The sequence below is a fragment of the Micromonospora taraxaci genome (assembly GCF_007830095.1).
GTDB classification, from domain to species: Bacteria; Actinomycetota; Actinomycetes; order Mycobacteriales; family Micromonosporaceae; genus Micromonospora; species Micromonospora taraxaci.
The window spans coordinates 1,193,532-1,219,380 of the sequence record NZ_VIWZ01000001.1 but is presented as its reverse complement, the minus strand read 5'-3'; the positions used below and the strand labels follow the sequence as shown (position 1 = coordinate 1,219,380).

The following is a 25,849-nucleotide window of genomic DNA, read 5'->3' as shown; positions in this document are numbered from 1 at the left end:
TTGCACCTAACCTACGTCGGCAACTCCCCCTCGCGCAACCTTTTGTTGCATGTCTCGGGATCGTCGTACCCGCGTCGGACAATGCCGGGCATGTCTGAGACGACTCCGCACCAGCACCACGCCATCGACTACGTCGAGTTCACGGTGACCGACCTCGCCGAGGCCAAGCGCTTCTACACCGAGGCGTTCGGCTGGCAGTTCAACGACTACGGCCCGGGGTACGCGGGCATCCGCAGCCCTCAGGGCGACTCGGAGGTGGGCGGTCTGCGCCTGGATGAGACTGTGCGGGCCGGCGGGCCACTGGTGCTGCTCTTCTCGGCCGACCTCGACACGTCGGTGCAGGCGGTCAAGGACGCCGGCGGTCAGGTGGTCGACGGGCCGTACGAGTTCCCCGGCGGCCGACGGTTCCACTTCACCGACCCCAGCGGCAACGAGCTGGGCGTCTGGGCCGAGCAGTAGGCAGCTGTCGCGGTGGCCGGCCGGCTTGACCGACCGCCATACGATCCGCGCATGCGGCGTGCGGAGATAGACGGAGTCACGGTCTTCCAACGCGACCTGCCGGGTGTGCTGAGCGCATCGTTGACGTTCGGCTGTGGCACCCGCGACGAAGAGGTCGACTCCATCGGCCTGAACCATCTGGTGCATCATCTGCTGGAACGGGCCGACCCGTATATCGCGGAGCAGTACGACAACGACACCTGGGTGAACGAGACCTCGTTCGTCGCCGCCGGCACGCCCGAGCAGGTCGCGGAGCACTTCACCGCTGTCTGCTCGGCCATCGGCGACCTTCCGCCGACGGACCTACCCGACGCCGTCGCCGACGTCGACGCGGACGACCGGTACGTGTCCGACATCGACGAGGGCGTGCTCGACCCCTGGGGATCACTGCTCGCCCGGCGGTTCGGGCCGCGCGGGCACGGCCTGGCGCGTTGGCCCGCCGTGGATTACCGCCTCTTCACGGCCGACGAGACCAGACAGCATGTGGGCAGGTTCTTCACCAGCGACAATGCCGTCCTCGCCACGACCGCCGAAGCACCTCCGTCGCTGCGACTGCGACTACCCGCCGGACCCCGCCCAGACCACGACACACGCCTCGTGCACCACCAGTCGGGCCCGGTCTGGTACGCCGATGAGGTGCACGGTGTCGCGCTGGTCGTCGGCTCCGTACCCAGCGTGGAAGCCCTCCTGCTGATGTCCGCGCTGAGATCGCGCGTCTTCCAGGCGGTGCAGCGGGCCGGGATCGCCCGGTTCGCCGAGCTCATGACCGAGGTCGTCGACGGCACGCGGCACGAACTTGGCATCAGGATCAGCCCGACGGGAGCCAGGCGGTTCGACGCTGCGTCGGCGGCGGATCTGCTCTGGGCCGAGCTACGGAGATTGGTGCACGACGGGCTCGACCAGGCCGACATGGCCACCCTGGAGGCGACTCGGACCGCGGTCATACCCGAGGACCTCGCGCCCACGTACGAGGCGTTGGCCTGGAGGCAACCGATCCGAGATGTCGAATCCGCTGTCCACCTGGAGTTGTTCGGCACCACCGAGCACTACCTCACGGATCCGCTCACCGAACCGGACGGGCTCTCTCCGGCCGCGGCGCGGGACATCATGTCGGGCTGGCTCTCCTCCGCCATGATCGTCGTGCCGTACGGATCTCGACCGGACCTCCCCGGTGTCACCGACGCCTCCTGCCCCAGCACCCGCTTCGTGCCGGCAGGTGACGTGGTCCGGCCGGCCTTCAGGAAGCGGTTCGGCAACAAGGGCTCGCTGGTGATCGGCACCGATGCCATTTCCACGGTGGACGGCGAGGGCAACGTGCACACTGTCCCGCTGTCCCAGGCGCTCGTGGTCGAGCGGGACGACGCGCTCTGGCTCGCCCACGTTGGCCACGGCTGCGTCACCACCATCTCCGACTTCGCCCACGCAGCCGACAAGCTCCGGTCCGCGCTACCCGCGCGGCGGTTCCGCAGAGCGTCACAGACCTGAGCCCGCAGGCGGTTTCCCAGCTGCCGTCACTGCCGCCGGGCGCGCAGCACGCCGGTCAGCATCGGCAGGGTGAACTCGCCCTCGGCGGTCTCCGGCCTGCTCCCCAGGAAGGCGCGAACCCGGCCGAGCACAGCCTCCCGGTCCGGATCTGGCATCACCAGCATCCCCGCCCGGGTCGCGAGCGTCGCGACGAGGGAGTCGGCAGTACGGCGCTGCCCGTGCGGAAACTCGGCCTGCTCCGACGCCCGGAAGTGGGCGACCGGACCGAGCATGTCCGCTGTCGCCGTCCGCCAGGCGCTCAACGTGTCACGGGGTCCGATGGCCGCACTCCCGCTGACCCGTTCGAGGTCGGCAACCCAGTCGATCCGGTCGTCCATGACGTTCCACAGACCAGCCAGGACGCCTCCGGGTGCGAGGACCCGGGTGATTTCCGGCCCCGCGACGGCCATGTCGAACCAGTGCAGGGCGTTGCCGGCCAACACGGCGTCGACGGACGCGTCCGGCAACGGGATGGCCTCGGCGCTACCCGGCAGGGCACGAACGGCCGGCAACGCACGACGCAGCTCGGTGAGCATGGCCGGGTCGGGCTCGACCGCGACGACGTCCACGCCCACCGCGAGCAGTGTGGCGGACAGCTTGCCGGTGCCGGCGCCAAGGTCGAGCACGCGCTGGCCGGGCGCGACGTCAAGCGCCCATCGAACGGCGTCCTGCGCGTAGTCCGGGCGGTGCTCGGCGTACGCGGCGGCCGCCGCGCCGAACGACGATCGGAGCAGTTGTTCCGTCATGCGGTCAACCTACCCCGGTCGATGGACGTCGACTGCGACCATGACCACCGTGAAGATCGTGCGGATCTGGTGGCGGATGCGCTACCCCGCCTACGTGCTCGGCATCGTGGCCGGGGTGGTCATGATGTGGCTGCCCGTGAAGACGTTCGACGACAACGAAGCATGGGGAGCCCGGCTGCGGGACGACGGCCTACCGGTCCAGGCAGTCGTCTACGAAACGGTGCACAAGGGACGCAACAGCAACACCATGCATGTGCGATACCAGGTCGGAGGCGCCCAGCGTCAGGCCGAGATTGGCTGTTGGGAGGTCTGCCTCCCGGCCGACAGTGCCGTGCAGATCTGGGTCAACCCCGATGATCCAGACGACTTCGTGACCGAGTTCGGGACGTTGAGTGGGCATCGCGGCCGACCGCAGGGCGTGGTCGGGGCTGCGGGTCTGATCCTGTCCGGCACGATGCTGGCCGCCGTGGTCGGCCGCTTCCTCGGACGACGACGAGACCGCCGACGGCGCGACTGGCAGTCACAACAACGAGATCAGCGCCGACGACAGTTCCTGAACGCCAGGGGCGGAACCAAGCGCAAGCCGAGCCGCCGCTGACCAGGCCGCCGCGATCGACCCACCAACAGAAGGCGCTCCGGCGGCTAGCGGCGGTCGCGCTCAGTCGAGTGCTTACGCCGGAGCAGCAGCACGGCTGTCACCAGGTAACCAACACCGAGCAGTGCTGCCAACACAGCGACGATCACGGACCAACTGATCGGCTCTCCGACGGCGAACACCCCGTACGCCACGGCGAGGAGGAGCCAGAACCCTCCCAGGACAAAGCCCTGCTTCGGGGTCTTCGCTGTCTGCCACCACGGGCTACCCGCCGGTCCCACGTATGCGATCCTGCCACCTGTCCTGTGGCACGGCTGTGCATGGGAGACAGCATGGAGATCACTTCTGGCGGTACGCCGGGGCCCCGTCTTGCCGACCGTCTGGCCGTTCTCGACAACAACGTCTATGGCCGCCTCCACCACGCGCCGAGGACGAAGGATCTGGTCGAGATGTTCGTGCGCGCGGGTTGGCGTGCTCGCGCGAGCTCGTGGACGGAGTACGAGGTTGGCCATGAATGGGTCCGCATCGGACTGGTCGAGGCGTCGCCGGACGAACACCTCTTCAGCGGCATCGTTGATCCGTCCCGCCTCGACGAACTCGCTGCCTTCTTCGCGGGACTGAGCCTGCGCTACTCGATCGAACTGTGGAGCGACGACCAGACAAACCTTCTGCGAGAACTCGCCGGATGACCGGCTCGGTGTGAGGCTCTGCGAAAGACGTTGAGACGGACCTAGTGGCCTTCAGCGATCTGGTGCCCCGAGTACGACGGTGAGGCCCTCTTCGGCCGCCAGAACGACCCCGTCGAACTCCATCTGAGCGGCGGCCACCGAAGCAGCCCGGTCGTTGCCTGGCCAGAAGTGGGTGAGCAGCAGTCGGCGAGCCCTCGCCTGGCGAGCCCAGTGGCCTGCCTCGATAGAGGTCATGAGATGACGTGTGGGGCGGGTGGTTTCGCCGTCGCGGTCGGTGGCCTCGACGATGAAGAGGTCGGCGTCGCGGCCGAGTTCGGCCAGTACCGGGGTCGGGCCAGTGTCCCCCGAGTAGGCCACGGCGATCCCGTCGGCCTCTAGACGAATGCCTGTGTTGGGCACGTAGTGCGGAAGTGACAGTCCGGTCAGCTCGAACGGTCCCACTCGATAGATGCCGGGCAGCAGATGCACGTCGAAGACTGCGTGCAGGTCGACATCGGGCTCCAGGCCGCTGAGCCGTTCGAGCACACCTGGCGGGCAGTACAACCGCAGCTGTGGTCCACCGGAGTCACCGTAGAGCCGCATCCGGAACAGTCCGTGCAGGTCGATGCAGTGATCAGGGTGCTCGTGGGTGATGACGACAGCATGCAGCGCACCATCCGGCCAGTGCGCGAGCAGCCGCGGCAGCGTGGCGTAGCCGAGGTCGAGCACAAGGCGGTAGCCGTCCCAGTCCACTGCGAAGCCGCTACAGGCACGGCCCGGTTCGGGAAAGGCACCACAACTGCCGAGCACGGTGACCTGGCGCATCCGGACAGAATGCCAGCCCGCCAGCTATCTACCCGCCGAGGCCATGGCCCCGCCGATCACGTTCAATATCGCCTCCCATGTGTGTGCCGGTCGTCGCCCAGCTAGTCACTCATCCACGTCAGCACTCTTCACGGGGGCCTCGAAGTCATCGGGCCTCGTCCGCCGTAGAAGCTCGCACCGCTCGGCGAAGACGTCGATCGCTCGTTGGAGGCTGCATACCTCGGCCTGGCGGATCGCCTTGATCGCCACGATGTGCCGCCCTTGCACGATGAGGTCGTCGATCGACTGCCAAGCGGTCACGCGGCCATCATGCAGGACGACTGTCAGTTCGGGAATCGGATTGATCGTGCTGGCGGTTGGACCTGCCACCCGGCTGCCGAGCACGGCGGGGTCCGTTCGATGTCGTGCGCCGGACCCCTGTTGACTGTCAGGGCTCAGCCCGACGGGCACCCTCGTCCAGCCCCGCTCGCCTCGCTCGGTATGGTCGCGAGCTTGTTGTCACTGCAGGGAGCCCATGAGATCCACGTCGGCCGCCCCGGCAGTTCCCATGCTGAGAGTAGGTCTTGTCAATGGCATGCCGTATCGGTGAGCTCGTGCTCAAGTGCCGCGACCCCGAGGTGCTGGCGCGGTTCTGGTGCGAGGTCCTGGACTTCGTAGAGCTCGATCGCGAAGAGGGGGTCTACATCGAGATAGGCCCGCGCGAAGGGTTCGGCGGCCCGCAGCCGACGATCTTCCTCATCCGCGACGACGCGCCCAGGAACGGGCATGCCCGGCTGCACATCGACGTCAACCCCACCGACCGCGATCAGGACGCCGAGCTTGAGCGCCTCCTGACCGCCGGGGCCAAACTCGTCGACATCGGTCAGCCCGCGGACGCGTCCTGGCACGTCCTCGCCGATCCAGAAGGCAACGAGTTCTGCCTGCTCAAGCGCCGCCTCGACCCACTCTGACGGCCCTCGCCCAAACGATCGACGCAGCCGCCACCCCGCAGCCAACGACAAGATCTGGCGACCCCATCAACAGCTGCGGGGGCGGGTGGATGCGGAGGAGCCAGCCGTCTGACCTGCGGGGACGGGCCGGGGTCAGACGTTGAAGCGGAACTCCACGACGTCGCCGTCCTGCATGACGTACTCCTTGCCCTCGATGCGGACCTTGCCCGCCGCCTTGGCCGACGCCATCGAGCCGTGCTCGACCAGGTCGTGGTACGAGACCACCTCGGCCTTGATGAAGCCGCGCTGGAAGTCGCTGTGGATGACGCCCGCGGCCTCCGGCGCGGTGGCGCCGACCGGGACGGTCCAGGCGCGCGCCTCCTTGGGGCCGGCCGTGAGGTACGTCTGGAGGCCGAGGGTGCGGAAGCCGACCCGGACGAGCTGGTTGAGGCCCGGCTCGTTCTGGCCGATCGACTCCAGCAGCTCGCGAGCCTCCTCCTCGGGCAGGTCCACCAGCTCAGATTCGATCTTGGCGTCCATGAAGACGGCCTCGGCGGGGGCGACCAGGGCGCGCAGTTCGTCGAGGAACGCCTCGTTGGCCAGCTCGGCCTCGTCGACGTTGAAGACGTACAGGAAGGGCTTGGTGGTGAGCAGGTGCAGCTCGCGCAGGTGCTCAAGCTCGATCTTGGCGGCGGCGGCCCCGGAGTAGAGGGTGGTGCCGCCGTCGAGCACCTCGATGGCGGCCTTCGCGGCGGCCACGGCGACGGCCCGGTCCTTGCGGAGCTTGGCCTCCTTCTCCAACCGGGGCAGCGCCTTGTCCAGGGTCTGCAGGTCGGCGAGGATCAGCTCGGTGTTGATCGTCTCGATGTCGTCGGCCGGGGAGATCTTGCCGTCGACGTGCACCACGTTCGGGTCGGAGAAGGCCCGGACCACCTGGCAGATCGCCGACGCGTCCCGGATGTTCGCCAGGAAGGCGTTGCCCCGGCCCTGCCCCTTGGACGCGCCGCGAACCAGGCCGGCGATGTCGACGAACGACACCGGGGCCGGCAGCACCTTCTGCGAGGAGAAGATCTCGGCCAGCTTGCCCAGCCGTTCGTCGGGAAGCCCGACCACGCCGACGTTGGGCTCGATGGTGGCGAACGGGTAGTTCGCCGCCAGCACGTCGTTCTTGGTCAACGCGTTGAAAAGCGTGCTCTTGCCGACGTTGGGCAGGCCGACGATGCCGATGGAGAGACTCACGACCAGCCAGCTTACGCGGGTGCCGACCGGGCCGACCGAGGCGGCTCCGATCCACCCTGAAACGACGGCCCGGCAGAGCCTTCGACGCTCAGCCGAGCAGGCGTGGGGCGATGACCGCCTCCCGGACACTGCCGTCCACGCCGCGGCTGACCTCGTACGCCGAGACGCCCTCACGGTCCGCGACTGCCTCGACCAGTCGGGTGCCCCGGTAGACCAGCCCGACCCCGTCGTCGGTGCAGTGGCTGGTCGGCAGCGTCTCGTCACCGACCAGCTCGTGCATGAGCGGGCGGCGTTGGCCCTCGCTGTCGTAGTGCACCCCGTTGCCGTACGGCAGCCAGCCCAGGCCGTCGGTGAAGCCGCGCAGCCGGGGGCCGAAGCTGTCGGTGGCACCACCGACGTGCCAGCAGATCGAGCCGGCGGAGACACCGGCCAGCACCACGCCCGCCTGCCAGCACTCGTGCAGGATCTCGTCGAGCCCGTGCACCCGCCAGACGGCGACCAGGTTGGCCACGCTGCCGCCGCCGACCCAGATGACGTCCTGGTCGAGCAGGTGGGCGCGGACGTCGTCGACGTTCGGCATGGGGAACAGGGCGAGGTGCGACAGCCGGAACCGGGTGGCGGCGAACGCGCTGTAGACAGCGGTCAGCGAGGTGGGCTGGTCGCCGACGGCCTGCCCGAGGTAGCAGACCCGCGGGTGCGGACCAGCCTCGGCCAGCTCGGCCGCCAGGTCGAAGACCGGGCTGGGCCGCATGTCGTAGGGCCCTCGGTCACCCCGGGAGAACCCCATGCTGGTGGCGATGATGGTCGGCTCGCTGGCAGGCATCGGGGCGTCCTTCCGTCGGGGCGTTGCCGTGCCCATCCTGCCTCAGCCGACACACCCCGCAGGCTCGACGGTCACCGGGACCCCTCCGGTCGCCGTTGGCGAGGCACCTCGACCTCGGGCCAGCAGGCGAGGGCCGGCCGGTCCGCCGGGGGCAGTTGCCCTGCGGCGGCACGGGGCAGGGTGAACCGGTCGGCGGCGGCCGGCCCCGCCGAGAACGACTCGCGCAGCATCCACCGCACCTCGTCGGCCGTCCAGCCCAACCCCGGCCGGGCGGCGATCTCGCGAACCAGCCGGCGGCCGACCCGGGTGTCGTCGTCGTAGAAGCGCATGCACCAGTGGTGCGTCCACATCCCGAGCGCCCGCAGGCCCGCATCGTCGAGGGAACCGGCCAGTCGGCCGCAGGCGGTGTCGGAGAAGGCCCGCTCGGGGTCGGTCGCCCGGTCCCGTTCGATGGCGCCCACGGCGGCCGGCGCGACCGCCCGCATCCGTCGGTAGAAGGCCTGCACCACAGCGCGGGGCAACGGCGGGAAAGCACCCGATGTCGACGCCGCCGCCCAACCCGCCACGCTCGCCATCCGCCGCACCCCTTCTTGAGTTGGTGGCCGGACGGTACCCGCCACGACCGACACTTCCGGGCCGGAAATAGCCCGCGGATCGCGGATAGCGACGATGACCTGGGGCGTCTGTTTGGGTGACAACGAAACGGGGGTGATGAGTGGACGAGGACGAGCGCGCGCGGCTGGCCGAGTTCGTCGCCAGCCGGACCCCAGCGCTGATGCGGGTCGCGTACCTCCTGACCGGGGACCGCAGCGCCGCCGAGGACCTGTTCCAGACCGCGTTGGCGCGGACCATCCCGAAGTGGGGAACCATCCGGCACGCCGACCCGGAGGGATATCTGCGCGTGGTGATGTACCGCGTGCAGATCAGCTGGTGGCGGCGACTGCGCCGATGGCGGGAGACGCCCCTCAACCCGGCCGACGAACCGGTCGGCGCCGACCCGAGCGGCGGCTCCGACGTGCGGTTGGCGATGCGGGCCGCGCTACGTCACCTGCCACCGGCGCAGCGGGCGGTGGTGGTCCTGCGCTACTACGAGGATCTGCCCGAAGCCCGGGTGGCCGAGCTTCTGGGCTGCTCGGTGGGCACCGTACGCAGCCGAACTCACCGGGCCGTCAAGCGGCTGCGCGACCTGCTGCCGGAGATCGAAATGCTGGAGGTACGGCAGTGACCGATCCCTTCGAGCACCTCATCCGCTCCACCCTCACCGACCTGGCCGAGGAGGCACCGATCGTGCATGACCAGTTGAATCGAGCGGAGCGGCGGGTTCGCAACCGACGCCGTGCCACGGTGACGATGGGGGCGGTGGGCACTCTCGCGGCGATTCTGATCGCGGCGCCGATCGCCCTGGCCGCGAGCGGCTCGGACGGGCCTCCCCCCGCCGTGCCGAGCCCAGCGGGCCCGGCGCCCGTGCCCAGCCCGCCCGTGCCCAGCCCGTCCACTCCGCCCACCCCGACCGTCGTGCCGAGTCCCGACGGTGCGACTCCAACCCCGTTGGCCCCGCCCGGAGTGCCGGGCCTCCCGACGATGACGCCGGTCCCGTCGACTCCGCCGGCCGTGCCAGGTCGGCCCGGCCGCCCCACTGTCATGCCGAGTCTGCCCGGCCTACCGGGCCCAGTGACCGCGTCGCCGAGCCCTTCGCGTTGAGCAGGACCGGTCCGGCCGAGGGTCTCCCCGCCCCGGCCTGACCGGCTCACCGCCGTCGTCCTCGGCGGCGGCCGACAGGAATTCCCGGGTCGCCGAAACGGGCATCCCCGAGATTCCGGTCACCTTCGGGCGGGCACTCCCCGTACGGGGAGCCACGAACAGGACGTACCGGTCCACGGGATTTGTCGGGGCCCGGCGTGGCCGCTCATCCTTGGGCCATGACCGATCCCGGCCACCCGAGGTGCGCGCTGCGGGGGCACCGATGACCGCCGCGATGGCCCGGGTGCCCGACTCGCTGCGGGGACAGATCGTCACACCCGGCGACCGCCGCTACGCGCAGCTGCGCTCGACGTACACCACCTCGGCGTCGCCGGCCGCCGTCCTGCTGCCGAAGACCACCGCGCAGGTGGTCGACGCCCTCCGTTACGCGCGGGAGCAGCGGCTGCCCATCGCCGTCCGCAGCGGCGGGCACGGCTTCTCCGGTGCCTCCTCCAACAACGGCGGCGTGGTCATCGACCTGTCCATGCTCAACCGGGTGCAGGTGCTCGACGAGCGGGCCGGGCTGGTCCGGGTCGAGGCGGGCGCCCGTTGGGCCAACGTGGCGAAGACACTGGCCCCGTACGGCCTGGTGATCAGTTCGGGCGACCACGGCGGTGTCGGCGTCGGTGGCCTGGCCACCGGCGGAGGTATCGGCTGGCTGGTCCGCGCTCACGGCCTCACCATCGACCGCGTCCGCGCGGTCGAGGTGCTCCTCGCCGACGGGACGCTGGTACGCGCGGACGCCGACCACGAGCCGGAACTGTTCTGGCTGGTCCGGGGCGCGGGAGCGGGCGCGGGGATCGTGGTGGCCTTCGAGATCGAGGCCGCCGAGCAGCGCAACGTCGGCGTGGCGCAGGTGGTCGTCGAGGCGCGGCCGGACGGGCGCACGATCAGGGAGTGGACCAGCTACCTCGCCCAGGCTCCGCGGGAGCTGTCCGCAGCCGCCGTGGTGTACGCCGAGGGCCGCTCGGCACTCATGTCCATCACCGCCGTGGTGGCCGCCGAGAGCCTGCGCCGGGCCCGGCCAGCGGTGGAGCCGCTGCTCGCCATCGGCAGGGTTCTCGAACACCGGACCGACCTGCTGCCCTACCCGGCCCTGGTCCCGACCGCGCACCTGCACCCGAACGTCGGGCAGCAGCGCGGTACGACCACGAACGGTCTGTTCCGCGACCTGGACGACGCCGGCGCTCGGGCCGTGATGCGAGCGGTGACCGGGCCGGGGCGGGCGGTGGTCCAGCTCCGCTCGCTGGGCGGGGCGATCAACGACGTCGCTTCCGACGCCAGCGCGTACCCCCATCGCCACCAGGACACGATGGTGGTCGCCTCGGTGTTCCCTCCGCAGGGCGCGGGGGCGTTGGACGCCGCCTGGCGGGCGATCGGCGCGCGGGCCGACGGGGCGTACGTCAACTTCGAGAGCCGGCCCGGCCCGGACGCGTTCGCCCGGATCTACCCGGGCGAGACCGGAGCCCGGGTGCGGCGGCTGTGGAAGCGGTACGACCCGGACGGCGTGTTCCGCCCGGCCCTGCTGACCGGCCAACCGCAACGCGCCACGCAGCCGACCCGGTCCGCCCAGCCCACCGGATCTGGCCAGCCGCATCGGCGCCGTCGTCGCCCCCGTTGACGGCGGCCCTGCACACCAGCACTCCCAGGTCCGAATCCCGCCAGCCGTCGGCCCGCCGGGCGGTGCATCATCGGGGACATGGAGATGGACTTCGAGCGGTGTTACCGGGCCGTGGATAGCCGTGACCAGCGGTTCGACGGCTGGTTCTACACCGGCGTGACGTCCACCGGCATCTACTGCCGACCGTCCTGCCCCGCGATCACACCCAAGCGGCAGAACGTCCGGTTCTTCCCGTCGGCCGCGGCCGCGCAGGGCGCCGGGTTGCGCGCCTGCCGCCGCTGCCGGCCGGACGCCGCACCCGGCTCACCGCAGTGGGACATCCGCGCGGACGTGGTCGGCCGGGCGATGCGGCTGATCGCCGACGGGGTGGTCGACCGCGCCGGCGTACCGGGGCTGGCCTCGCGCCTCGGCTACACCGAGCGGCACCTGCACCGGATGCTGAGCGCCGAGATGGGCGCCGGCCCGCTCGCGCTGGCCCGGGCCCAGCGGGCGCAGACCGCCCGGATCCTGATCGAGACGACCGACCTCGGGATGGCCGAGATCGCGTTCGCCGCGGGCTTCGGCAGCGTGCGGCAGTTCAACGACACGCTCCGCGAGGTGTACGCGAGCGCGCCGTCGGACCTGCGGACGGCCCGTGGTCGCCAGCAGGCGGCGACCGGGGCGGGGACCATCACCCTGCGGTTGGCGTACCGCCCGCCGTTGCACGCCCAGGCGCTGCTGGACTTCCTCGCGGTGCGGGCGTTGCCCGGGGTGGACGAGGTCCGCGACGGGACGTACCGCAGGGGTCTGCGGTTGCCGCACGGCATCGGCGAGGTGGCGCTGACCCCGGCGGACGGGCACGTGGCGGCGACGCTGCGGCTGACCGACCTGCGCGACCTGGCACCCGCCGTGGCCCGGTGCCGTCGACTGCTCGACCTGGACGCGGACCCGACGGCGATCGACGCCACCCTCGCGGCGGACCCGGCGCTGGCGCGGGCGGTCGCCGCCGAACCCGGGGTCCGGCTCCCCCGTGCGGTGGACGGCTTCGAGATGGCCGTGCGCGCCGTCGTCGGCCAACAGGTCTCGGTAACGGCGGCCCAGAAGACCCTCACCCGCCTCCTGACCCACCAGGTCGATCATGAGGTTGACGAGGCCGATGGAGATCGAATGCGGGGGTTCTTGAGCGCGGAGGAACTGTTGGGCCTGCCGGACAGCGGGTTCGGGATGCCTTCGGCGCGGCGGGAGACCCTGCGGGGGTTGGCTCGGGTCGTGGCGGACGGGGCTCTGGACCTCGCGCCGGGCGTGGATCGCGAGGAGGCCGTGCGGCAACTGGTCGCGCTGCCCGGCATCGGCCCGTGGACCGCCAACTACCTGGCCATGCGCGCCCTCGGCGACCCGGACATCCTGCTCAGCACCGACCTCGCGGTCCGGCGCGGCGCCGCCGCGCTCGGCCTGCCCGACACCCAAAAGACCCTCGACGGGTACGCCGAGCGGTGGCGTCCCTGGCGGTCCTACGCCACGATCAGACTCTGGAGAGCCGCATGAGCATCGACAGCACCGTCCTGACCACACCGACCGGCCCGTTGAGCATCCTCGCCGGCCCGGACGGCGACGTACGGGCCGCCGGCTTCACCCATGACCCGGCGGCACTGCTGCCCCTGGTCCACCCGACCCTGCGAGCGCCGCTGCGACAGCGGGGCGACCTCGGCCCGGTGAGCGTCGCCGTGACGTCCTACCTGGACGGTGACCTCGCCGCAATCGACGCGGTGCCGGTCCGTCAGGTCACCGGCGGCGAGTTCATGGCACACGCCTGGCAGGTGCTGCGCGAGGTGCCGCCGGGCACCCCGGTCACCTACACCGGGTACGCGGCGCTGGCCGGCCGACCACCGGCGGTGCGAGCCGCCGCGGCGGCCTGTGCCCGCAACGCGGTCGCGCTGTTCGTGCCCTGCCACCGGGTGCTCCGCACCGACGGATCGCTCGGTGGCTACCGCTGGGGGCTGGACGTGAAGATGTGGCTTCTCGGTCATGAGCGGCGCTTGACAGCAAGCTGACAGAGGCACCGACACCTGTTAGACGCTACCGTCTGGTAGTGCCTGTGGAGAGCGACGGCGACCCGGCCGCGCGGGTCGCTGCGGGCACCAACCCCGTGCACAACCTCTGGCGGCTGCGCCCCTACCTGCGTCCGTACGCGGCCGAGTTCGCCTGGTTGCTCCTCGCCGGGCTCGCCGGCACGGCGGCCGGGATCGCCGTACCGCTGGTCGTGCAGCGGGTGGTGGACGGCCCGGTGGCCCGGCACGAACCTGGCGGGTTGCTCCAGCTCGGCGGTCTGGCACTGCTGCTCGGCGTGGTCGAGGCGGTGCTCATCTTCATCCGCCGGTGGGTGCAGTCCTCCTCGGCCGTCGGCATGGAGGCGGCTCTGCGCGCCGACGTCTACGCCCACCTGCAACGGTTGCCGACGAGCTTCCACGACCGCTGGCAGTCCGGTCAGCTGCTCTCCCGGATCACCAGCGACCTCTCGGTGATCCGCCGGTTCCTCTCCTTCGGCGTGTTCTTCCTGGTGCTCAACCTGACCACCTACGTGGTCGTGGTGGTGCTGCTGGTCAGGCTGCACCCGGTGCTGGGGGCGCTGGTGGCGGCCAGCGCGGTGCCGCTGCTGCTGATCAGCCGACGGTTCGGGCGGCACTACCACGCCGCGTCCCGACGGATGCAGGACCAGCAGGGCGACGTGGCGACCCTGGTCGAGGAGACCGCGCAGGGTCTGCGCACCATGAAGGCGTACGGCCGGGGGCCTGAACTGGCCGCCAGCTTCGCCGGTGCCGCCCGACGGCTGCACGACACCGGCGTCGGCAAGGGGCGGCTGCTGGCCAACACCTCGGCGCTGCTCGACCTGGTGCCCAACGTGACCCTGGGTGTGGTGCTGGTGGCCGGGGCGGCCGCCGCCGCGGAGGGTGTGCTCACCATCGGCGAGCTGGTCGCGTTCGTCAGCCTCCAACTGATGCTCATCTGGCCGGTGCAGTCCCTGGGATGGATCATCGCCAACGGCCAGGAGGCCGCCACGGCCGCCGACCGGATCCAGGAGGTGCTGGACACCCCACCCCGGATCGTGGACCGGCCCGGCGCGCTCGCGCTGCCCCGCGACGCGGTCCACGGTCAGCTCCGCTTCGAACGGGTCGCGTTCAGCTATCCGGGCGCCACCGCGCCGGTGCTGTGCGAGATCGACCTGACCATCGAGCCGGGCGAGACGCTGGCCCTCGTCGGTGCCACCGGCTCCGGCAAGAGCACCCTGCTGTCGCTGGTCCCCCGGCTGCACGACGTCACCGCGGGCCGGATCACCCTGGACGGGCACGACCTGCGCGAGCTTCGGCTGGCGTCGCTACGCCGGCTCGTCGGGGTCGCGTTCGAGGAGCCCACGCTGTTCTCCATGTCGGTCCGGGAGAACCTCACACTGGGTCACCCGGACGCCGGCGACCACGACGTCCGGGCGGCCCTGGCGCTGGCCCAGGCCGACTTCGCGTACGACCTGCCGTGGGGGTTGGCGACCCGCGTGGGCGAGCAGGGGTTGTCCCTCTCCGGCGGGCAACGGCAACGGCTCGCGTTGGCGCGGGCGGTGCTCGGCCGGCCGGCGTTGCTGGTGTTGGACGACCCGTTGTCCGCGCTCGACGTGCACACCGAAGCGCTGGTCGAGGCGGCGCTGCGCCGGGTCCTGCGGGACAGCACCGCGCTGCTGGTGGTGCACCGGCCGTCGACGATCGCGCTGGCCGACCGGGTCGCCCTGCTCGAAGACGGGCGGATCACGGCGACCGGGCGGCACTCCGAGTTGCTCGCCAGTGTGCCGGCGTACCGGGCGCTGCTCGCCGCCGAGCCGGCCGCCGGGCACCCACCGTCGTCCGGCGCCGCCGGGTCCAGCCCGTCCGCTTCGGACGGCTGGGGGCTGGTGCACTCGTGATAGTGCCGACGCAGGCCGACCCCCCGCCGGAGGAGGAGCCGGAGCTGACCCGCTGGCGCGGCACCGCCACCGACCCGGAGGCCGACCGGAGTCGAGCCGAGGACACGGCGCCCGAGGCGGTGGCCCGACTGCGCGGGCTGAGCCGGGCCCTGCTGGCCGACCTGATCCGCCCGCACCGGAGGCGGCTCACCGCCGCTGTCGGCCTCCTGCTGGCCCAGAACGCCGCCGCGATGGCCGGCCCGTACCTGGTCATGATCGGCATCGACCGGGCCATCACGCCGCTGCGCGCCGGCGACCCCGGCCCACTGATCGCCGTCGCCGGGGCGTTCGCGGTGGCCTCGCTGACGGAGTACGCGGCTCGCCGCGGGTTCCTCACCCTCTCCTCGCGGATCGGTCAGGCCGTCCTGCTGGACCTGCGGCAGCGGGTGTTCGGGCACTTCCTGCGACTGTCGGTGGGCTTCCACGAGCGCTACACCTCCGGCCGGATGGTCTCCCGGCTCACCAGCGACCTGGACTCCATCGCCGAGCTGGTCGACGGTGGCATCGACAGCCTCGTGCTGGCCGGGCTGTCGATCCTGTCGGTGGCCGCCATCCTGCTCTGGCTGGACCTGCCACTGGCCGCCGTGACGCTCTTCGCCTTCCCGTTCCTGTTCTGGCTCTCCCGCTGGTTCGCCCGGTCGTCGGCCAGCGCGTACCGGCGGACCCGGGACGCTGTCGCGCTGGTCATCGTGCACTTCGTGGAGTCGATGCGGGGCATCCGGGCGGTGCAGGCGTTCCGCCGGGAACCCCGCAACCAACGGATCTTCGTGGCGCTGGGTGACGACTACCGGCGCACCAGCCTGCACGCGTTCCGACTGATCGCCACGTACTCGCCCGCGATCAAACTGATCGGCAACGTCACCGTCGCTGTGGTGCTCTGTTACGGCGGTTGGCGGGTGCTCGGCGGGCAGACCGAGATTGGTGTGCTCGCCGCGTTCCTGCTCTACCTGCGCCGCTTCTTCGAGCCGATGCAGGAGCTCAGCCAGTTCTACAACTCCCTCCAGTCGGCCACCGCCGCGCTGGAGAAACTGGCCGGGGTGCTCGACGAACGGCCGGCCGTTGCCGAACCGGCCCGGCCCACACCGTTGCCGACCGGGCCCGGCTGCGGCGAGGTGACCTTCCGGGCGGTCTCCTTCGGCTACCGGGCGGACACCCCGATCCTCGGCGGGCTGGAACTGACCGTGGCGGCCGGGCAGACCGTGGCGCTGATCGGACCGACCGGCGCGGGAAAGTCGACGATCGCCAAGCTGGTGGCCCGGTTCCACGACCCGGACACCGGCGCGGTCCGGCTCGACGGGGTCGACCTGCGCGACGTGACCGACGCCGACCTGCGCCGGGCGGTGGTGTTGGTGACACAGGAGAACCACCTGTTCAGCGGGACCGTCGCGGAGAACATCCGGTTCGGCCGCCCGGGCGCCGACGACGCCGAGGTCCAGGCCGCCGCGCGGGCGATCGGCGCGCACGACTTCATCGCCGCCCTACCCGAGGGGTACGCCACCCAGGTGCACCGACGCGGCGGTCGGCTCTCCGCCGGGCAGCGGCAGCTCGTCGCGTTCGCGCGGGCCTTCCTGGCCGACCCGACAGTGCTGATCCTGGACGAGGCGACGTCGTCGCTGGACGTGCCGACCGAGCGGTTGGTGCAGCGGGCACTCGGCACCATCCTGCGCGACCGCACCGCCCTGGTGATCGCGCACCGACTCTCCACGGTGGAGACCGCCGACCGGGTGCTCGTCCTCGACGACGGCACTGTCGTCGAGGACGGCCCACCCGCCGTGCTGGCCGAGGCCGACGGCAGGTACGCGGCCCTGCACCGGCAGTGGCGCGACTCGCTGATCTGAACCAGCGATGCGTAACTGCGTGGTCCGACCCCCGGGAGGTGCCTACGATCGCTAGATGACCGATACGGCGAGGACGGCCCGCGCCGGCGTTCCCGAGCGTCCGACCCTGGACGGGCTCGAGGAGAGCTGGGCACGCCGCTGGCAGGAGGAGGGCACGTACGCGTTCGACCGCTCGAAGGAGCGCAAGGACGTGTACTCCATCGACACCCCTCCGCCGACCGTATCCGGCGAGTTGCACATGGGGCACGTCTTCTCGTACACGCACACCGACACCGTGGCGCGCTACCAGCGGATGCGCGGCAAGGCCGTCTTCTACCCGATGGGCTGGGACGACAACGGCCTGCCCACCGAGCGTCGCGTGCAGAACGTGTACGGGGTGCGCTGCGATCCGGCGTTGGCGTACGACCCGGTGTGGCGGCCGCCGGCGGCCCCGGTCGACGACGCGGCCCGCCGCGACCCCACCCCGATCTCCCGGCGCAACTTCATCGAGCTGTGCGAACGGCTGACGGTCACCGACGAGCAGGCCTTCGAGGCGCTGTGGCGGCGGTTGGGGCTCTCCGTGGACTGGTCGTTGACGTACACGACGATCGGCCGGATCGCCCGGGCCACCAGCCAGCGGGCGTTCGTGCGCAACGTGCTCCGCGGTGAGGCGTACCAGGCGGACGCGCCGACGCTGTGGGACGTCGGCTTCGCCACCGCTGTCGCCCAGGCCGAGTTGGAGGACCGGGAGCGCCCCGGGGCCTACCACCGGCTGCGGTTCACCGCGCCCGGCGGGCGTGAGGTGCTCATCGACACCACCCGTCCCGAGCTGCTGCCGGCCTGCGTGGCGCTGGTCTGCCATCCCGACGACGAGCGGTACGCCGACCTGGTGGGCGGCACCGCCCGCAGTCCGTTGTTCGACGTCGAGGTGCCGGTGTACGCCCACCCGCTCGCCGACCCCGCAAAGGGCACCGGTGTGGCGATGGTCTGCACGTTCGGTGACCTGACCGACGTGACCTGGTGGCGTGAGCTGGGGTTGGCCACGCGGGTGGTGATCGGGCGGGACGGGCGGCTGCTCCCCGAGCCGCCGGCCGGGGTGCCGGCACAGCCGTACGCGGCGCTGGCCGGGCAGACGGTCAACGGCGCCCGCCGGGAGATCGTCGGCCTGCTGGCCGACGCGGGTGACCTGATCGGTGAGCCGCGCCAGATCACGCATCCGGTGAAGTTCTACGAGCGCGGCGACCGGCCACTGGAGATCGTCTCGACTCGACAGTGGTATCTGCGCAACGGTGGCCGGGATGCCGAACTGCGGGCGACGCTGCTGGCCCGGGGCGGTGAGCTGCACTGGGTGCCGGCGCACATGAAGCACCGCTACGACAACTGGGTGGGCGGCCTGACCGGTGACTGGCTGGTCAGCAGGCAGCGCTTCTTCGGCGTGCCGGTGCCGGTCTGGTACCGGCTCGACGACGCTGGCGAGCCGGACTGGTCCCACCCTCTCACGCCGGACGAGTCAGCGTTGCCGGTTGACCCGTCCAGCGATCCGGCGCCCGGCTACGACGAGTCGCAGCGCGGTCATCCGGGCGGCTTCATCGGTGACCCGGACGTGCTGGACACCTGGGCCACCTCGTCGTTGACCCCGCAGATCGTCGGTGGTTGGGAGACCGATCCGGACCTGTTCGCCCAGATCTTCCCGATGGACCTCCGGCCGCAGGGGCAGGAGATCATCCGGACCTGGCTCTTCGACAGCGTGGTCCGCTCGCACTTCGAGCACGGGGTGCTGCCCTGGCGGGACACCGTGCTCTCGGGTTGGATCCTCGACCCGGACCGGAAGAAGATGGCCAAGTCCAAGGGCAACGTGGTCACCCCGTTGGCGCTGTTGGAGCAGCACGGCTCGGACGCGGTGCGCTACTGGGCGGCCAGCGGCAAACCCGGCATGGACCTGGCCTTCGACCCGGCGCAGATCAAGATCGGTCGGCGGCTGGCCACCAAGCTGCTCAACGCCTCCAAGTTCGCGCTCGGGCTGGGCGCGGCGGACGCGCTGCGTACCCCAGCCACCGCTCCCCTGGACCGGGCCATGCTCGCCGAACTGGCCACCGTGGTCAGCGCCGCGAGCACCGCCTTCGACTCGTACGACCACACTGCCGCGTTGCAGGCGACCGAGGCGTTCTTCTGGAGGTTCTGCGACGACTACATCGAGCTGGTCAAGGAACGCGCGTACGGCGCCGACGCCGCGGCCGACTCGGCACGAGCGGCGCTGGCATCAGCGCTCTCGGTGCAGCTCCGACTGTTCGCCCCGGTGCTCCCGTACGTGACCGAGGAGATCTGGTCGTGGTGGCGGTACGGCTCGGTGCACCGCGCGCCGTGGCCGACCACCTACGAGGTGGCCCGGACGATCGAGGGGTCGGGTGAGCCGGCGCTGCTGCGGCTCGCCGGCGACGCGTTGAGCCAGGTCCGGCGGGCCAAGTCGGAGCGGAAGCTGTCGATGAAGGCGGAGGTGCCGCTGGCCGAGGCGCTGGGCCCCGCGGCGCTCCTGGAGCAACTCACACTGGTCGCCGACGACCTGCGGTCGGCCGGCCGGATCGCCAAGCTCGACCTGCTCCCCGACCGCACCCCGGAGCTCGTCATCGCCTGCGCCTTCTGACCCGCGTCCGCCGCCGCCCCCCTCGCGCGGCGGCGGACGTGTGGTCACCAACCGCGCAGGAAGCGCAGCCCGAGCAGGAACGCGACCACTGAGGGCCCGACCAGCAGGGTGATCGCCTGGAGGCGGTACGGCATCCGGTGCCGGGTCAGCTCGCCTGCGTTGCCGAGGACGATGGCCCCGGCCAGCATCAGGAACGCACCCCACCAGCCGTTCCTGAGGTGGATCAGGTCCACCCGGATCAGTTGCAGGGTCAGGCCGAGCAACGCGCCGGTCAGCGCGAGCAGGGCCACCGCCCGGTGCAGACCACGGACCAGGGGGTGGGCCGCCCGCCACCCGTAGGTGCCGGCAACCGCCAGGCAGGGCAGCACCACCATCAGCGGCCAACCCCGGCCCATCACGCCGAACATCAGCAGCGCGCCGACCGCGAAGACGATCGTGCCGACGCAGGCGAGCATGTAACCGGCGAAGGCCCGGCCGCCGCCCCGGGCCAGCAACGGCCCGCCGCTGGCCGCGATCAACGCGGCCGGGATCAGGATGAACACGGCCCACCAGTGGAACTGGCCACTGCCCTGGGCGGCCGTGGCGACCGTGGCACAGGCCAGCCCGGCGACGGCCAGACTGGTCAGCCACGGACGGCTGCTCCGGGAGTACGGCTCAGCCAACGACGTCTGCTCCGTTTCGACGCTCACACCAGACAGCCTGGCCCGAGGGTGCCCGCCCGGTCCATCCGGCCAGCCCTACCGCCGGGCGGGGGCTGGCCGGAACGGCGTTTCGCACCGGTGTCAGCTCGTCTCGCCGGCCACGCTGAACGAGCGCAGACGGTCGATGGCCAGCACCGTGAAGCCGACGCTCACCAGCGCGGTCATCACCGACGCCACGGGCACCGACACGGTGGTCTCCAGCAGCCCGGTGGGGGCGATCCGGTCGGCGAGCGCGATCACGTACTGCTGGATGGAGAGCACCTTGGTGCCGCTGACGAAGTTGCCCAGCAGGCCCTCCCAGATCAACACGTAGACCAGGCCGAGCAGCACCGGCCGCCGGGTGACCAGGCTGAGCGCGAGGAAGAACGCCGAGTACGCCAGCGCGCCGAGCGCTGCCGCGACCGCCAACGCCAGTCCGAGGCGTACCGAAGCGGCCAGCACGCCCGCGACGTAGAGCGGCACCGCAACGGTGACGGCGGTGATCCCGGCCGCCACCGCGAGCTTCGGCAGTACGATCTGCCACCGCGGAATCGGTTTGGTCAGGATGTGCACCACAGTGCCGTCGTCGATCTCGGCGCCCAGCACGCCGGTGCCGATGATCAGCGCGACCACCGGCAGCACCACGGCCAGCCCGAGGCCGACCAGCACCGGAGGACCCCACTGACGGGGGTCCACGCCCAGGGACCGGCACAGCACGGCCAGCCCGAGCAGGACCAACGGCAGCGGGAGCAGCAGCAGGAACCGGCGGCGGCCGAACAGCCCACGGGCGGTGATCCAGGTAATCGTGGACATGTCATCTTCCTTCGTTCGTGACTGCGGGGCTCACTCGCTGCGCTCGTTCACTCCTCGCACTCACCGGTCAGGCCTCCACGAGGTAGGAGAAGACGCTCTCCAGGGACTCGTCGGACGGCACCAGTTGGCGCACCCGGATGCCTTGGTTGAGCGCGATCCGGGGTAGCGCCCGGGTGAAGGCGCCGTAGTCACCGGCGCGCACGGTCAGACCGGTGGGTTCCAGCTCGACCCCGGTGACCGACGACTCGGCGATCAGCGCGACGGCCAGTGCCCGGTCGTCGGTGGAGCGCACCGCGAAGACGTGCGGACGGTTGGTCATCAGCCGTCGGATGGTCCGGAAGTCACCGGAGGCGGCGAGCCGGCCGGCCACCATCACCTGCACCGTCCCGGAGACCTGCTCGACCTCCTCCAGGATGTGCGAACTGAACAGGATCGTCCGGCCGGAGTCGCCCAGTTTGTGCAGCAGGTCCATCATGTGCAGCCGCTGACGCGGGTCCATCCCGTTGAACGGCTCGTCGAGCAGCAGCACCTGCGGTTCGTGCACCAGCGCGGCGGCCACCCGGGCCCGCTGCCGCATGCCCTTGGAGTACGTGCCGATCCGCCGGTCCTGCGCCGACTCCAACTCGACCAGCTCGATCGCCCGCCGGGCGGCCGCCGCGGGATCGGCCAGCCGGTGCAGCTTCGCGCTGGCCAGCACGAACTCGTGCGCGGTGAGGTAGCTCTGCACCGCCTCCCGTTCGCTGACCAGCCCCAACCGCCGGTAGACGTCGGGGTTGCGCCAGGTCGGCTCGTCGTCCAGGGTGACAGTGCCGCGCGACGGGGCGAGGAACCCGGCCATCATGTGCAGCAGCGTGGTCTTGCCGGCGCCGTTCGGGCCGAGCAGCCCGGTCACGCCCGGCCCCAGGGCCATGCTGATGTCGTTGACCGCGACCACGTTGCCGTACCACCGGGACACCCCGGTCAGGCTCAGCGTGCTCATCAGGAGGCAACCTTCCGGTAGCGGGCCAGCAGGAGGGCGGTGGCGCCGGCGACCAGCAGCACAGCGGCCAGGGCGTAGACCGGACCGAACCGGCCGACCCCGATGCCTTCCTGACCGTCCTCCACCAGCAGGTCGCCGAGCGACCAGATGCCCACTCCCTGCACCAGGGTGGAGGGCGAGGCGAGACCGGCCAGCTCGTTGGCGCTACGCGACGGCAGGATGCTCAGCACCCCCACGATCGGCGTGGTCATCAGGAAGACGGCGACCACCCCACCGGCGGCGAAGGCGCGCTTGCCGGTCAGCGACGCGATCAGCAGACCGACCGAGGCGAAGACCACCGCCCACAGCCCCGCGTAGAGCAGGCCGGGCAGCAGGTCGAGCAGCTCGTTCCAGACCCCGCGAAGGCCCTGCTTCGTGGTGAACGCGGCACCCAGGAACATCAGCACCTGCGGGCCGCCTAGCAGCAGCCAGAGCCCCGTGACCAGGGCCAGCAGCTTGGCCAGCGCGTAGTCACCGCGCGGCAACGGCCGGGAGAAGTAGAGCGGCAGGACGCCGCTGCGCAGGTCCCGCGAGACCAACTCCGGCGCGGCCACCGCGACGAAGAAGAGGACCAGCCAGCTCATCGAGTCGGCGAACTGGGCGTACGTGGCGACCGGCTCGCCGATCTGGCTGCGGATCGCGGTCAGCGCCGCCGCGACCAGGGTGACGATGCCGATCACCAACCACGGGAAGATCTTGGCTTTGGCGCTGCGTCCGAAGCCGAAGGTGGTGCGCAGCCCGTGCACGTAGAGCGCGCCGAAGACGTGCCGCCGGCCCAGCCTCGGGCCTGCGTACCGTTGGTAGCCGATGTCGTGGATGACGCCGGTCGGCGTGGACCGCAGCGCGGCGGAAGACGACTCAGGCATGGGTGAGCTCCCTCGTGGCGAAGAGTTCGGCCACCCGGTGCCGGCGCTGGTCCAGTCGGTGCAGTGGCAGGTCCAGTTCGGCGACCGCGCCGAGGATCAGGTCGTAGGTGCCGTCGTCGGCGAGTGGTACGAGCAGCAGTCGCCCGTCCCGCGCGACCGGCAGCTGCAACTCGGCCAGCCGGGCGGCGAGTTCCTCGGTGCCCTCGCTCACCTCCACGGCGAGCACGTCCGTCGCCGAGGTCATCGCGGAGATGTTGTCGGCGCGCAGCAACCGGCCGCCGTCGATGGCGATCAGGGTGTCGCAGATCCGCTCCACCTCACCGAGCAGGTGCGAGCAGACCAGCACGGAGATGCCGAACTCGGTGCCGATCCGGTGCACCAGGGCCAACATGGCGTCGCGGCCGGCCGGGTCAAGGCCGTTCGTCGGCTCGTCGAGCAGCAGCAGGTCGGGGTCGTGCACCAGCGCCTGGGCGAGCTTGACGCGTTGCTTCATGCCGGTGGAGTAGCCACCGACCGGGCGGTAACGCTCCTCGTAGAGGCCGACGTGCCGCAGCGCCTCCGACGCCCGCTCGCGGGCGGCGGTGCGGGGCAGGCCACTCATCCGGCCGAGGTGGGTGACCAGCTCGGCGGCGGACAGGTCCGGTGGAAGGCAGTCGTGCTCGGGCATGTAGCCGACCCGGGCGCGGACCTGCGCCGGGTCGGCGGTCGGGTCGATGCCGAGCACCGACACCTGACCGCTGGTCGGTGGGATCAGGCCGAGCAGAATCTTGATCAGCGTGGATTTGCCGGCGCCGTTCGCGCCCACCAGGCCGATGATCCCGGGCTCGACGGCGACGGTGAGGTCGGCGAGCGCGGTGACCCGACCTCCGTACGTCTTGGTGAGCGACTGGGTCGCGATCAGTGTCACGTTGCCCAGGGTAGGGAGTGGATGCCCGGCGCAGACACCGGCGCGCCCCCGGCGCTTCCCTGATCCTTGGCATGGCGGACCCTTAAGGTCCCGCTGTCCGGCCGGTCGGAAGTACTCCCCGGTCCACGACCCCGTTGCGGAAAAGCCCGTCGGGGGTGGGACGATTCATCTTCTGTTCAGTGGGCAGCAATCCGTCGGGTGCCGACGACGGCGCGCGGCCCGGAGAGGCGGACGGCCGAGGGTGCGCACGGGTGGGGCGGATCCGGCGTCGATCCTGTCCGCCGGGCTCGTGGAGTGGCGCTCTCGACCGATCGGCGGTCGGCTGCGAAACTGTGTGCCGGTCAGCGAGTGGGGGGTGTGGATGAGCAACGGTGGGGTGCTGCCCGACGAGGTGCTGCGGGACGCACCGGCATACACGCCGCGTCCGGGTGAGCTCGCGGATCTTGAGCTGCTGCTGACCGGCGCGTACGCCCCTCTGAACGGTTTCATGACCCGCGCCGACCTGGTCTCGGTCAGTCGCCGCGGCCGGCTGGCCGACGGCGCGCCGTGGCAGGTCGCGGTGACGCTGCAGGTCCCGGCCTCCCTGGCGCAGAGCTTCGATCCGCGTGACCCGGCCCGTCGGGCGCTGGTGCTCACCGACGGCGAGGGCGCCCCGGCGGCTGCCCTGGACGTGACGGACGTCTGGCAGGTGCGCGACGGCATCGCCGGGGTCGGTGGCCCGGTCCGGCGGTTGGGCGACGGTGGCCATGGCCCGTTCCAGCGCCTGCGCCGCAACCCGGAGGAGGTTCGCGCGCTGCTGCCTCCCGGTCGGGTGCTCGGGGTCATCGCCGATCGGCCGCTGCACCGTCCGCAGCTTGCCCAGATCGCCCATGCCGCCCGCACCCTGGCCGCGCACCTGCTGGTGATGATCCCGGTCGGTGAGGGCGGCGTCGGTGGGCTCCCGCCGGAGGCGCTGGTCCGCACCATCTTCGCCGCCCGGGACCGGATGCCACCGGCGACAGTGGTCGCGGTGCCCCTGTCGCACCGCCGTGAGGAGATAAGCGACGCGCTGCTGCGCGCCCGGGTCTCCGCCTCGTACGGGGTGACCCACCTGCTCTCCACCGGGGAGATGCTCTCCGGTGCCGGGCTGCGGGTGCTGGTGCCACGCGAACTCGCGTACGACAACAGGGACGGGCAGTGGCGCTGGCGGGAGGACATCCCACCGCGTAACCGCCGGCTCGCCCTGACCCAGCAGGAGATCGACGACCTGCTCGACCGGGGATTCCCGCTGCCGGAGTGGCACACTCCTCCGGCCGTGGCGAGGGAGCTGGCCCGGGCCCGACCGCCGCGTCGGCACCGAGGGCTGGTGGTCTTCCTGACCGGCCTCTCCGGTTCGGGCAAGTCGACGATCGCCCGAGGGTTGGCGGACGCGCTGCGGGAGAGCGGCGACCGCACGGTGACCCTGCTCGACGGGGACGTGGTGCGCCGGGAACTCTCTGCCGGGTTGGGCTTCAGCAAGGCCGACCGGGATCTCAACGTCCGACGGATCGGTTGGGTGGCCGCCGAGATCGCCCGGCACCAGGGGGTGGGCATCTGCTGCCCGATCGCCCCGTACGCGGCCGCCCGCGCCACGGCCCGGGAGATGGCCCTGGCCGCCGGGGCGGGTTTCGTGCTGGTGCACGTGGCCACCCCGCTCGAGGTGTGCGAGCGCCGGGACCGCAAGGGCCTGTACGCGCGGGCACGCGCGGGCCTGCTCACCGGGATGACCGGCATCGACGACCCGTACGAGGAGCCGACCGACGCCGACCTGGTGCTCGACACCACCGACCTGACTGTGGCGGACGCGGTGCAGGCGGTGCTTCATCACCTGACCGAGACCGGCTGGGTGGAGTTGAAGATCGCGTCTGCCTGAGGCGTCCGTCGTACCCCGTTCCTTCCACCGCTGCCCGCTACGCG

At 71.3% G+C, this 25,849-nt stretch carries 25 protein-coding genes; 13 read left to right on the top strand and 12 right to left on the bottom strand.

Annotated elements, in window-relative coordinates; translation table 11 throughout:
• The first annotated feature begins 90 nt into the window (after positions 1-90).
• Both FHU34_RS05815 and FHU34_RS05810 read left to right on the top strand, forming a co-directional pair.
• Positions 91-459 carry a VOC family protein gene (locus FHU34_RS05815; RefSeq protein WP_145779025.1) on the top strand — a complete coding sequence of 123 codons (369 nt, stop codon included), beginning with the start codon at positions 91-93 and terminating at the stop codon, positions 457-459.
• 51 nt (positions 460-510) lie between these two features.
• Positions 511-1,983: a hypothetical protein gene (locus tag FHU34_RS05810; RefSeq protein ID WP_145779024.1), complete on the top strand. Its 1,473-nt coding sequence runs from the start codon at positions 511-513 to the stop codon at positions 1,981-1,983.
• A gap of 26 nt (positions 1,984-2,009) precedes the next feature.
• Here FHU34_RS05810 and FHU34_RS05805 read toward each other — a convergent pair whose 3' ends face one another.
• Complete coding sequence (locus FHU34_RS05805) at positions 2,010-2,768, bottom strand: class I SAM-dependent methyltransferase (protein WP_145779023.1); 759 nt, start codon at positions 2,766-2,768, stop codon at positions 2,010-2,012.
• Positions 2,769-2,808: 40 nt separating this feature from the next.
• On the opposite strand from FHU34_RS05805, the gene FHU34_RS05800 reads away from it, so the two are divergent.
• Complete coding sequence (locus tag FHU34_RS05800; RefSeq protein ID WP_167524766.1) at positions 2,809-3,366, top strand: DUF3592 domain-containing protein; 558 nt, start codon at positions 2,809-2,811, stop codon at positions 3,364-3,366.
• A gap of 44 nt (positions 3,367-3,410) precedes the next feature.
• On the opposite strand, the gene FHU34_RS05795 is transcribed toward FHU34_RS05800, so the two are convergent.
• Complete coding sequence (locus FHU34_RS05795; protein WP_145779021.1) at positions 3,411-3,644, bottom strand: hypothetical protein; 234 nt, start codon at positions 3,642-3,644, stop codon at positions 3,411-3,413.
• A gap of 51 nt (positions 3,645-3,695) precedes the next feature.
• Between FHU34_RS05795 and FHU34_RS05790 the strand changes: the two genes are divergently transcribed.
• A complete protein-coding gene (locus FHU34_RS05790) occupies positions 3,696-4,052 on the top strand; it encodes a hypothetical protein (protein ID WP_145779020.1) in 357 nt (118 codons plus the stop codon).
• A gap of 51 nt (positions 4,053-4,103) precedes the next feature.
• Here the strand turns inward: FHU34_RS05790 and FHU34_RS05785 are convergent, their stop codons facing one another.
• Both FHU34_RS05785 and FHU34_RS05780 read right to left on the bottom strand, forming a co-directional pair.
• A complete protein-coding gene (locus FHU34_RS05785) occupies positions 4,104-4,856 on the bottom strand; it encodes an MBL fold metallo-hydrolase (RefSeq protein ID WP_145779019.1) in 753 nt (250 codons plus the stop codon).
• Positions 4,857-4,961: 105 nt separating this feature from the next.
• Positions 4,962-5,240, bottom strand: coding sequence for a hypothetical protein (locus tag FHU34_RS05780; RefSeq protein WP_208744928.1), 279 nt, complete (start codon positions 5,238-5,240; stop codon positions 4,962-4,964).
• 185 nt (positions 5,241-5,425) lie between these two features.
• Between FHU34_RS05780 and FHU34_RS05775 the strand changes: the two genes are divergently transcribed.
• A complete protein-coding gene (locus FHU34_RS05775) occupies positions 5,426-5,806 on the top strand; it encodes a VOC family protein (RefSeq protein ID WP_145779018.1) in 381 nt (126 codons plus the stop codon).
• 132 nt (positions 5,807-5,938) lie between these two features.
• Here the strand turns inward: FHU34_RS05775 and ychF are convergent, their stop codons facing one another.
• The 3 genes from ychF to FHU34_RS05760 form a co-directional block, all read right to left on the bottom strand.
• Positions 5,939-7,024: a redox-regulated ATPase YchF gene (ychF, locus tag FHU34_RS05770; protein WP_088987705.1), complete on the bottom strand. Its 1,086-nt coding sequence runs from the start codon at positions 7,022-7,024 to the stop codon at positions 5,939-5,941.
• Between the two features lie 88 nt (positions 7,025-7,112).
• Positions 7,113-7,847, bottom strand: a complete 735-nt coding sequence (locus FHU34_RS05765) for a Type 1 glutamine amidotransferase-like domain-containing protein (protein WP_145779017.1) — start codon at positions 7,845-7,847, stop codon at positions 7,113-7,115.
• A gap of 71 nt (positions 7,848-7,918) precedes the next feature.
• On the bottom strand, positions 7,919-8,422 hold the full coding sequence (locus tag FHU34_RS05760) for a hypothetical protein (RefSeq protein WP_244311560.1): 504 nt from the start codon (positions 8,420-8,422) through the stop codon (positions 7,919-7,921).
• A 140-nt stretch (positions 8,423-8,562) separates the two neighbouring features.
• Here FHU34_RS05760 and FHU34_RS05755 point away from each other — a divergent pair, with 140 nt between their 5' ends.
• From FHU34_RS05755 to valS, 7 genes are all read left to right on the top strand, one after another.
• Positions 8,563-9,072: a SigE family RNA polymerase sigma factor gene (locus FHU34_RS05755; RefSeq protein WP_145779016.1), complete on the top strand. Its 510-nt coding sequence runs from the start codon at positions 8,563-8,565 to the stop codon at positions 9,070-9,072.
• Between the two features lie 738 nt (positions 9,073-9,810).
• Positions 9,811-11,208, top strand: a complete 1,398-nt coding sequence (locus FHU34_RS05750; RefSeq protein WP_145779015.1) for an FAD-binding oxidoreductase — start codon at positions 9,811-9,813, stop codon at positions 11,206-11,208.
• A gap of 78 nt (positions 11,209-11,286) precedes the next feature.
• A complete protein-coding gene (locus FHU34_RS05745; RefSeq protein WP_145779014.1) occupies positions 11,287-12,732 on the top strand; it encodes a DNA-3-methyladenine glycosylase 2 family protein in 1,446 nt (481 codons plus the stop codon).
• Entirely contained in the window at positions 12,729-13,238 is a 510-nt protein-coding gene (locus tag FHU34_RS05740) for a methylated-DNA--[protein]-cysteine S-methyltransferase (RefSeq protein WP_145779013.1), read from the top strand. The genes FHU34_RS05745 and FHU34_RS05740 overlap by 4 nt, the downstream gene beginning before the upstream one ends.
• Before the next feature lie 38 nt (positions 13,239-13,276).
• The gene (locus FHU34_RS05735; RefSeq protein ID WP_145779012.1) at positions 13,277-15,133 is read left to right on the top strand and encodes an ABC transporter ATP-binding protein; all 1,857 of its coding nucleotides are present in this window, start codon (positions 13,277-13,279) and stop codon (positions 15,131-15,133) included.
• 2 nt (positions 15,134-15,135) lie between these two features.
• A complete protein-coding gene (locus FHU34_RS05730; protein ID WP_244311559.1) occupies positions 15,136-17,010 on the top strand; it encodes an ABC transporter ATP-binding protein in 1,875 nt (624 codons plus the stop codon).
• A 55-nt stretch (positions 17,011-17,065) separates the two neighbouring features.
• Entirely contained in the window at positions 17,066-19,630 is a 2,565-nt protein-coding gene (gene valS, locus FHU34_RS05725) for a valine--tRNA ligase (RefSeq protein ID WP_145779010.1), read from the top strand.
• Positions 19,631-19,674: 44 nt separating this feature from the next.
• Here valS and FHU34_RS05720 read toward each other — a convergent pair whose 3' ends face one another.
• The 5 genes from FHU34_RS05720 to FHU34_RS05700 form a co-directional block, all read right to left on the bottom strand.
• Complete coding sequence (locus FHU34_RS05720) at positions 19,675-20,319, bottom strand: hypothetical protein (RefSeq protein ID WP_145779009.1); 645 nt, start codon at positions 20,317-20,319, stop codon at positions 19,675-19,677.
• Between the two features lie 93 nt (positions 20,320-20,412).
• Positions 20,413-21,123: an ABC transporter permease gene (locus tag FHU34_RS05715; protein WP_145779008.1), complete on the bottom strand. Its 711-nt coding sequence runs from the start codon at positions 21,121-21,123 to the stop codon at positions 20,413-20,415.
• Between the two features lie 67 nt (positions 21,124-21,190).
• Positions 21,191-22,102, bottom strand: coding sequence for an ABC transporter ATP-binding protein (locus FHU34_RS05710; RefSeq protein WP_145779007.1), 912 nt, complete (start codon positions 22,100-22,102; stop codon positions 21,191-21,193).
• On the bottom strand, positions 22,102-23,007 hold the full coding sequence (locus tag FHU34_RS05705; RefSeq protein WP_145779006.1) for an ABC transporter permease: 906 nt from the start codon (positions 23,005-23,007) through the stop codon (positions 22,102-22,104). Before FHU34_RS05705 ends, FHU34_RS05710 begins: the two co-directional genes overlap by 1 nt.
• Positions 23,000-23,914, bottom strand: coding sequence for an ABC transporter ATP-binding protein (locus FHU34_RS05700; protein WP_145779005.1), 915 nt, complete (start codon positions 23,912-23,914; stop codon positions 23,000-23,002). The genes FHU34_RS05705 and FHU34_RS05700 overlap by 8 nt, the downstream gene beginning before the upstream one ends.
• Positions 23,915-24,275: 361 nt before the next feature.
• Here FHU34_RS05700 and cysC point away from each other — a divergent pair, with 361 nt between their 5' ends.
• Complete coding sequence (cysC, locus tag FHU34_RS05695; protein ID WP_145779004.1) at positions 24,276-25,805, top strand: adenylyl-sulfate kinase; 1,530 nt, start codon at positions 24,276-24,278, stop codon at positions 25,803-25,805.
• Positions 25,806-25,849: the final 44 nt, after the last annotated feature.

Excerpts from the sequence above, each read along its gene's own strand:
- FHU34_RS05815 (WP_145779025.1), top strand. The coding sequence starts at position 91 with ATGTCTGAGACGACTCCGCACCAGCACCACGCCATCGACTACGTCGAG.
- FHU34_RS05810 (WP_145779024.1), top strand. The coding sequence starts at position 511 with ATGCGGCGTGCGGAGATAGACGGAGTCACGGTCTTCCAACGCGACCTG.
- FHU34_RS05805 (WP_145779023.1), bottom strand. The coding sequence starts at position 2,768 with ATGACGGAACAACTGCTCCGATCGTCGTTCGGCGCGGCGGCCGCCGCG.
- FHU34_RS05800 (WP_167524766.1), top strand. The coding sequence starts at position 2,809 with ATGACCACCGTGAAGATCGTGCGGATCTGGTGGCGGATGCGCTACCCC.
- FHU34_RS05790 (WP_145779020.1), top strand. The coding sequence starts at position 3,696 with ATGGAGATCACTTCTGGCGGTACGCCGGGGCCCCGTCTTGCCGACCGT.
- FHU34_RS05785 (WP_145779019.1), bottom strand. The coding sequence starts at position 4,856 with ATGCGCCAGGTCACCGTGCTCGGCAGTTGTGGTGCCTTTCCCGAACCG.
- FHU34_RS05775 (WP_145779018.1), top strand. The coding sequence starts at position 5,426 with ATGGCATGCCGTATCGGTGAGCTCGTGCTCAAGTGCCGCGACCCCGAG.
- FHU34_RS05765 (WP_145779017.1), bottom strand. The coding sequence starts at position 7,847 with ATGCCTGCCAGCGAGCCGACCATCATCGCCACCAGCATGGGGTTCTCC.
- FHU34_RS05760 (WP_244311560.1), bottom strand. The coding sequence starts at position 8,422 with ATGGCGAGCGTGGCGGGTTGGGCGGCGGCGTCGACATCGGGTGCTTTC.
- FHU34_RS05750 (WP_145779015.1), top strand. The coding sequence starts at position 9,811 with ATGACCGCCGCGATGGCCCGGGTGCCCGACTCGCTGCGGGGACAGATC.
- FHU34_RS05745 (WP_145779014.1), top strand. The coding sequence starts at position 11,287 with ATGGAGATGGACTTCGAGCGGTGTTACCGGGCCGTGGATAGCCGTGAC.
- FHU34_RS05740 (WP_145779013.1), top strand. The coding sequence starts at position 12,729 with ATGAGCATCGACAGCACCGTCCTGACCACACCGACCGGCCCGTTGAGC.
- valS (WP_145779010.1), top strand. The coding sequence starts at position 17,066 with ATGACCGATACGGCGAGGACGGCCCGCGCCGGCGTTCCCGAGCGTCCG.
- FHU34_RS05715 (WP_145779008.1), bottom strand. The coding sequence starts at position 21,123 with ATGTCCACGATTACCTGGATCACCGCCCGTGGGCTGTTCGGCCGCCGC.
- FHU34_RS05710 (WP_145779007.1), bottom strand. The coding sequence starts at position 22,102 with ATGAGCACGCTGAGCCTGACCGGGGTGTCCCGGTGGTACGGCAACGTG.
- FHU34_RS05705 (WP_145779006.1), bottom strand. The coding sequence starts at position 23,007 with ATGCCTGAGTCGTCTTCCGCCGCGCTGCGGTCCACGCCGACCGGCGTC.
- cysC (WP_145779004.1), top strand. The coding sequence starts at position 24,276 with ATGAGCAACGGTGGGGTGCTGCCCGACGAGGTGCTGCGGGACGCACCG.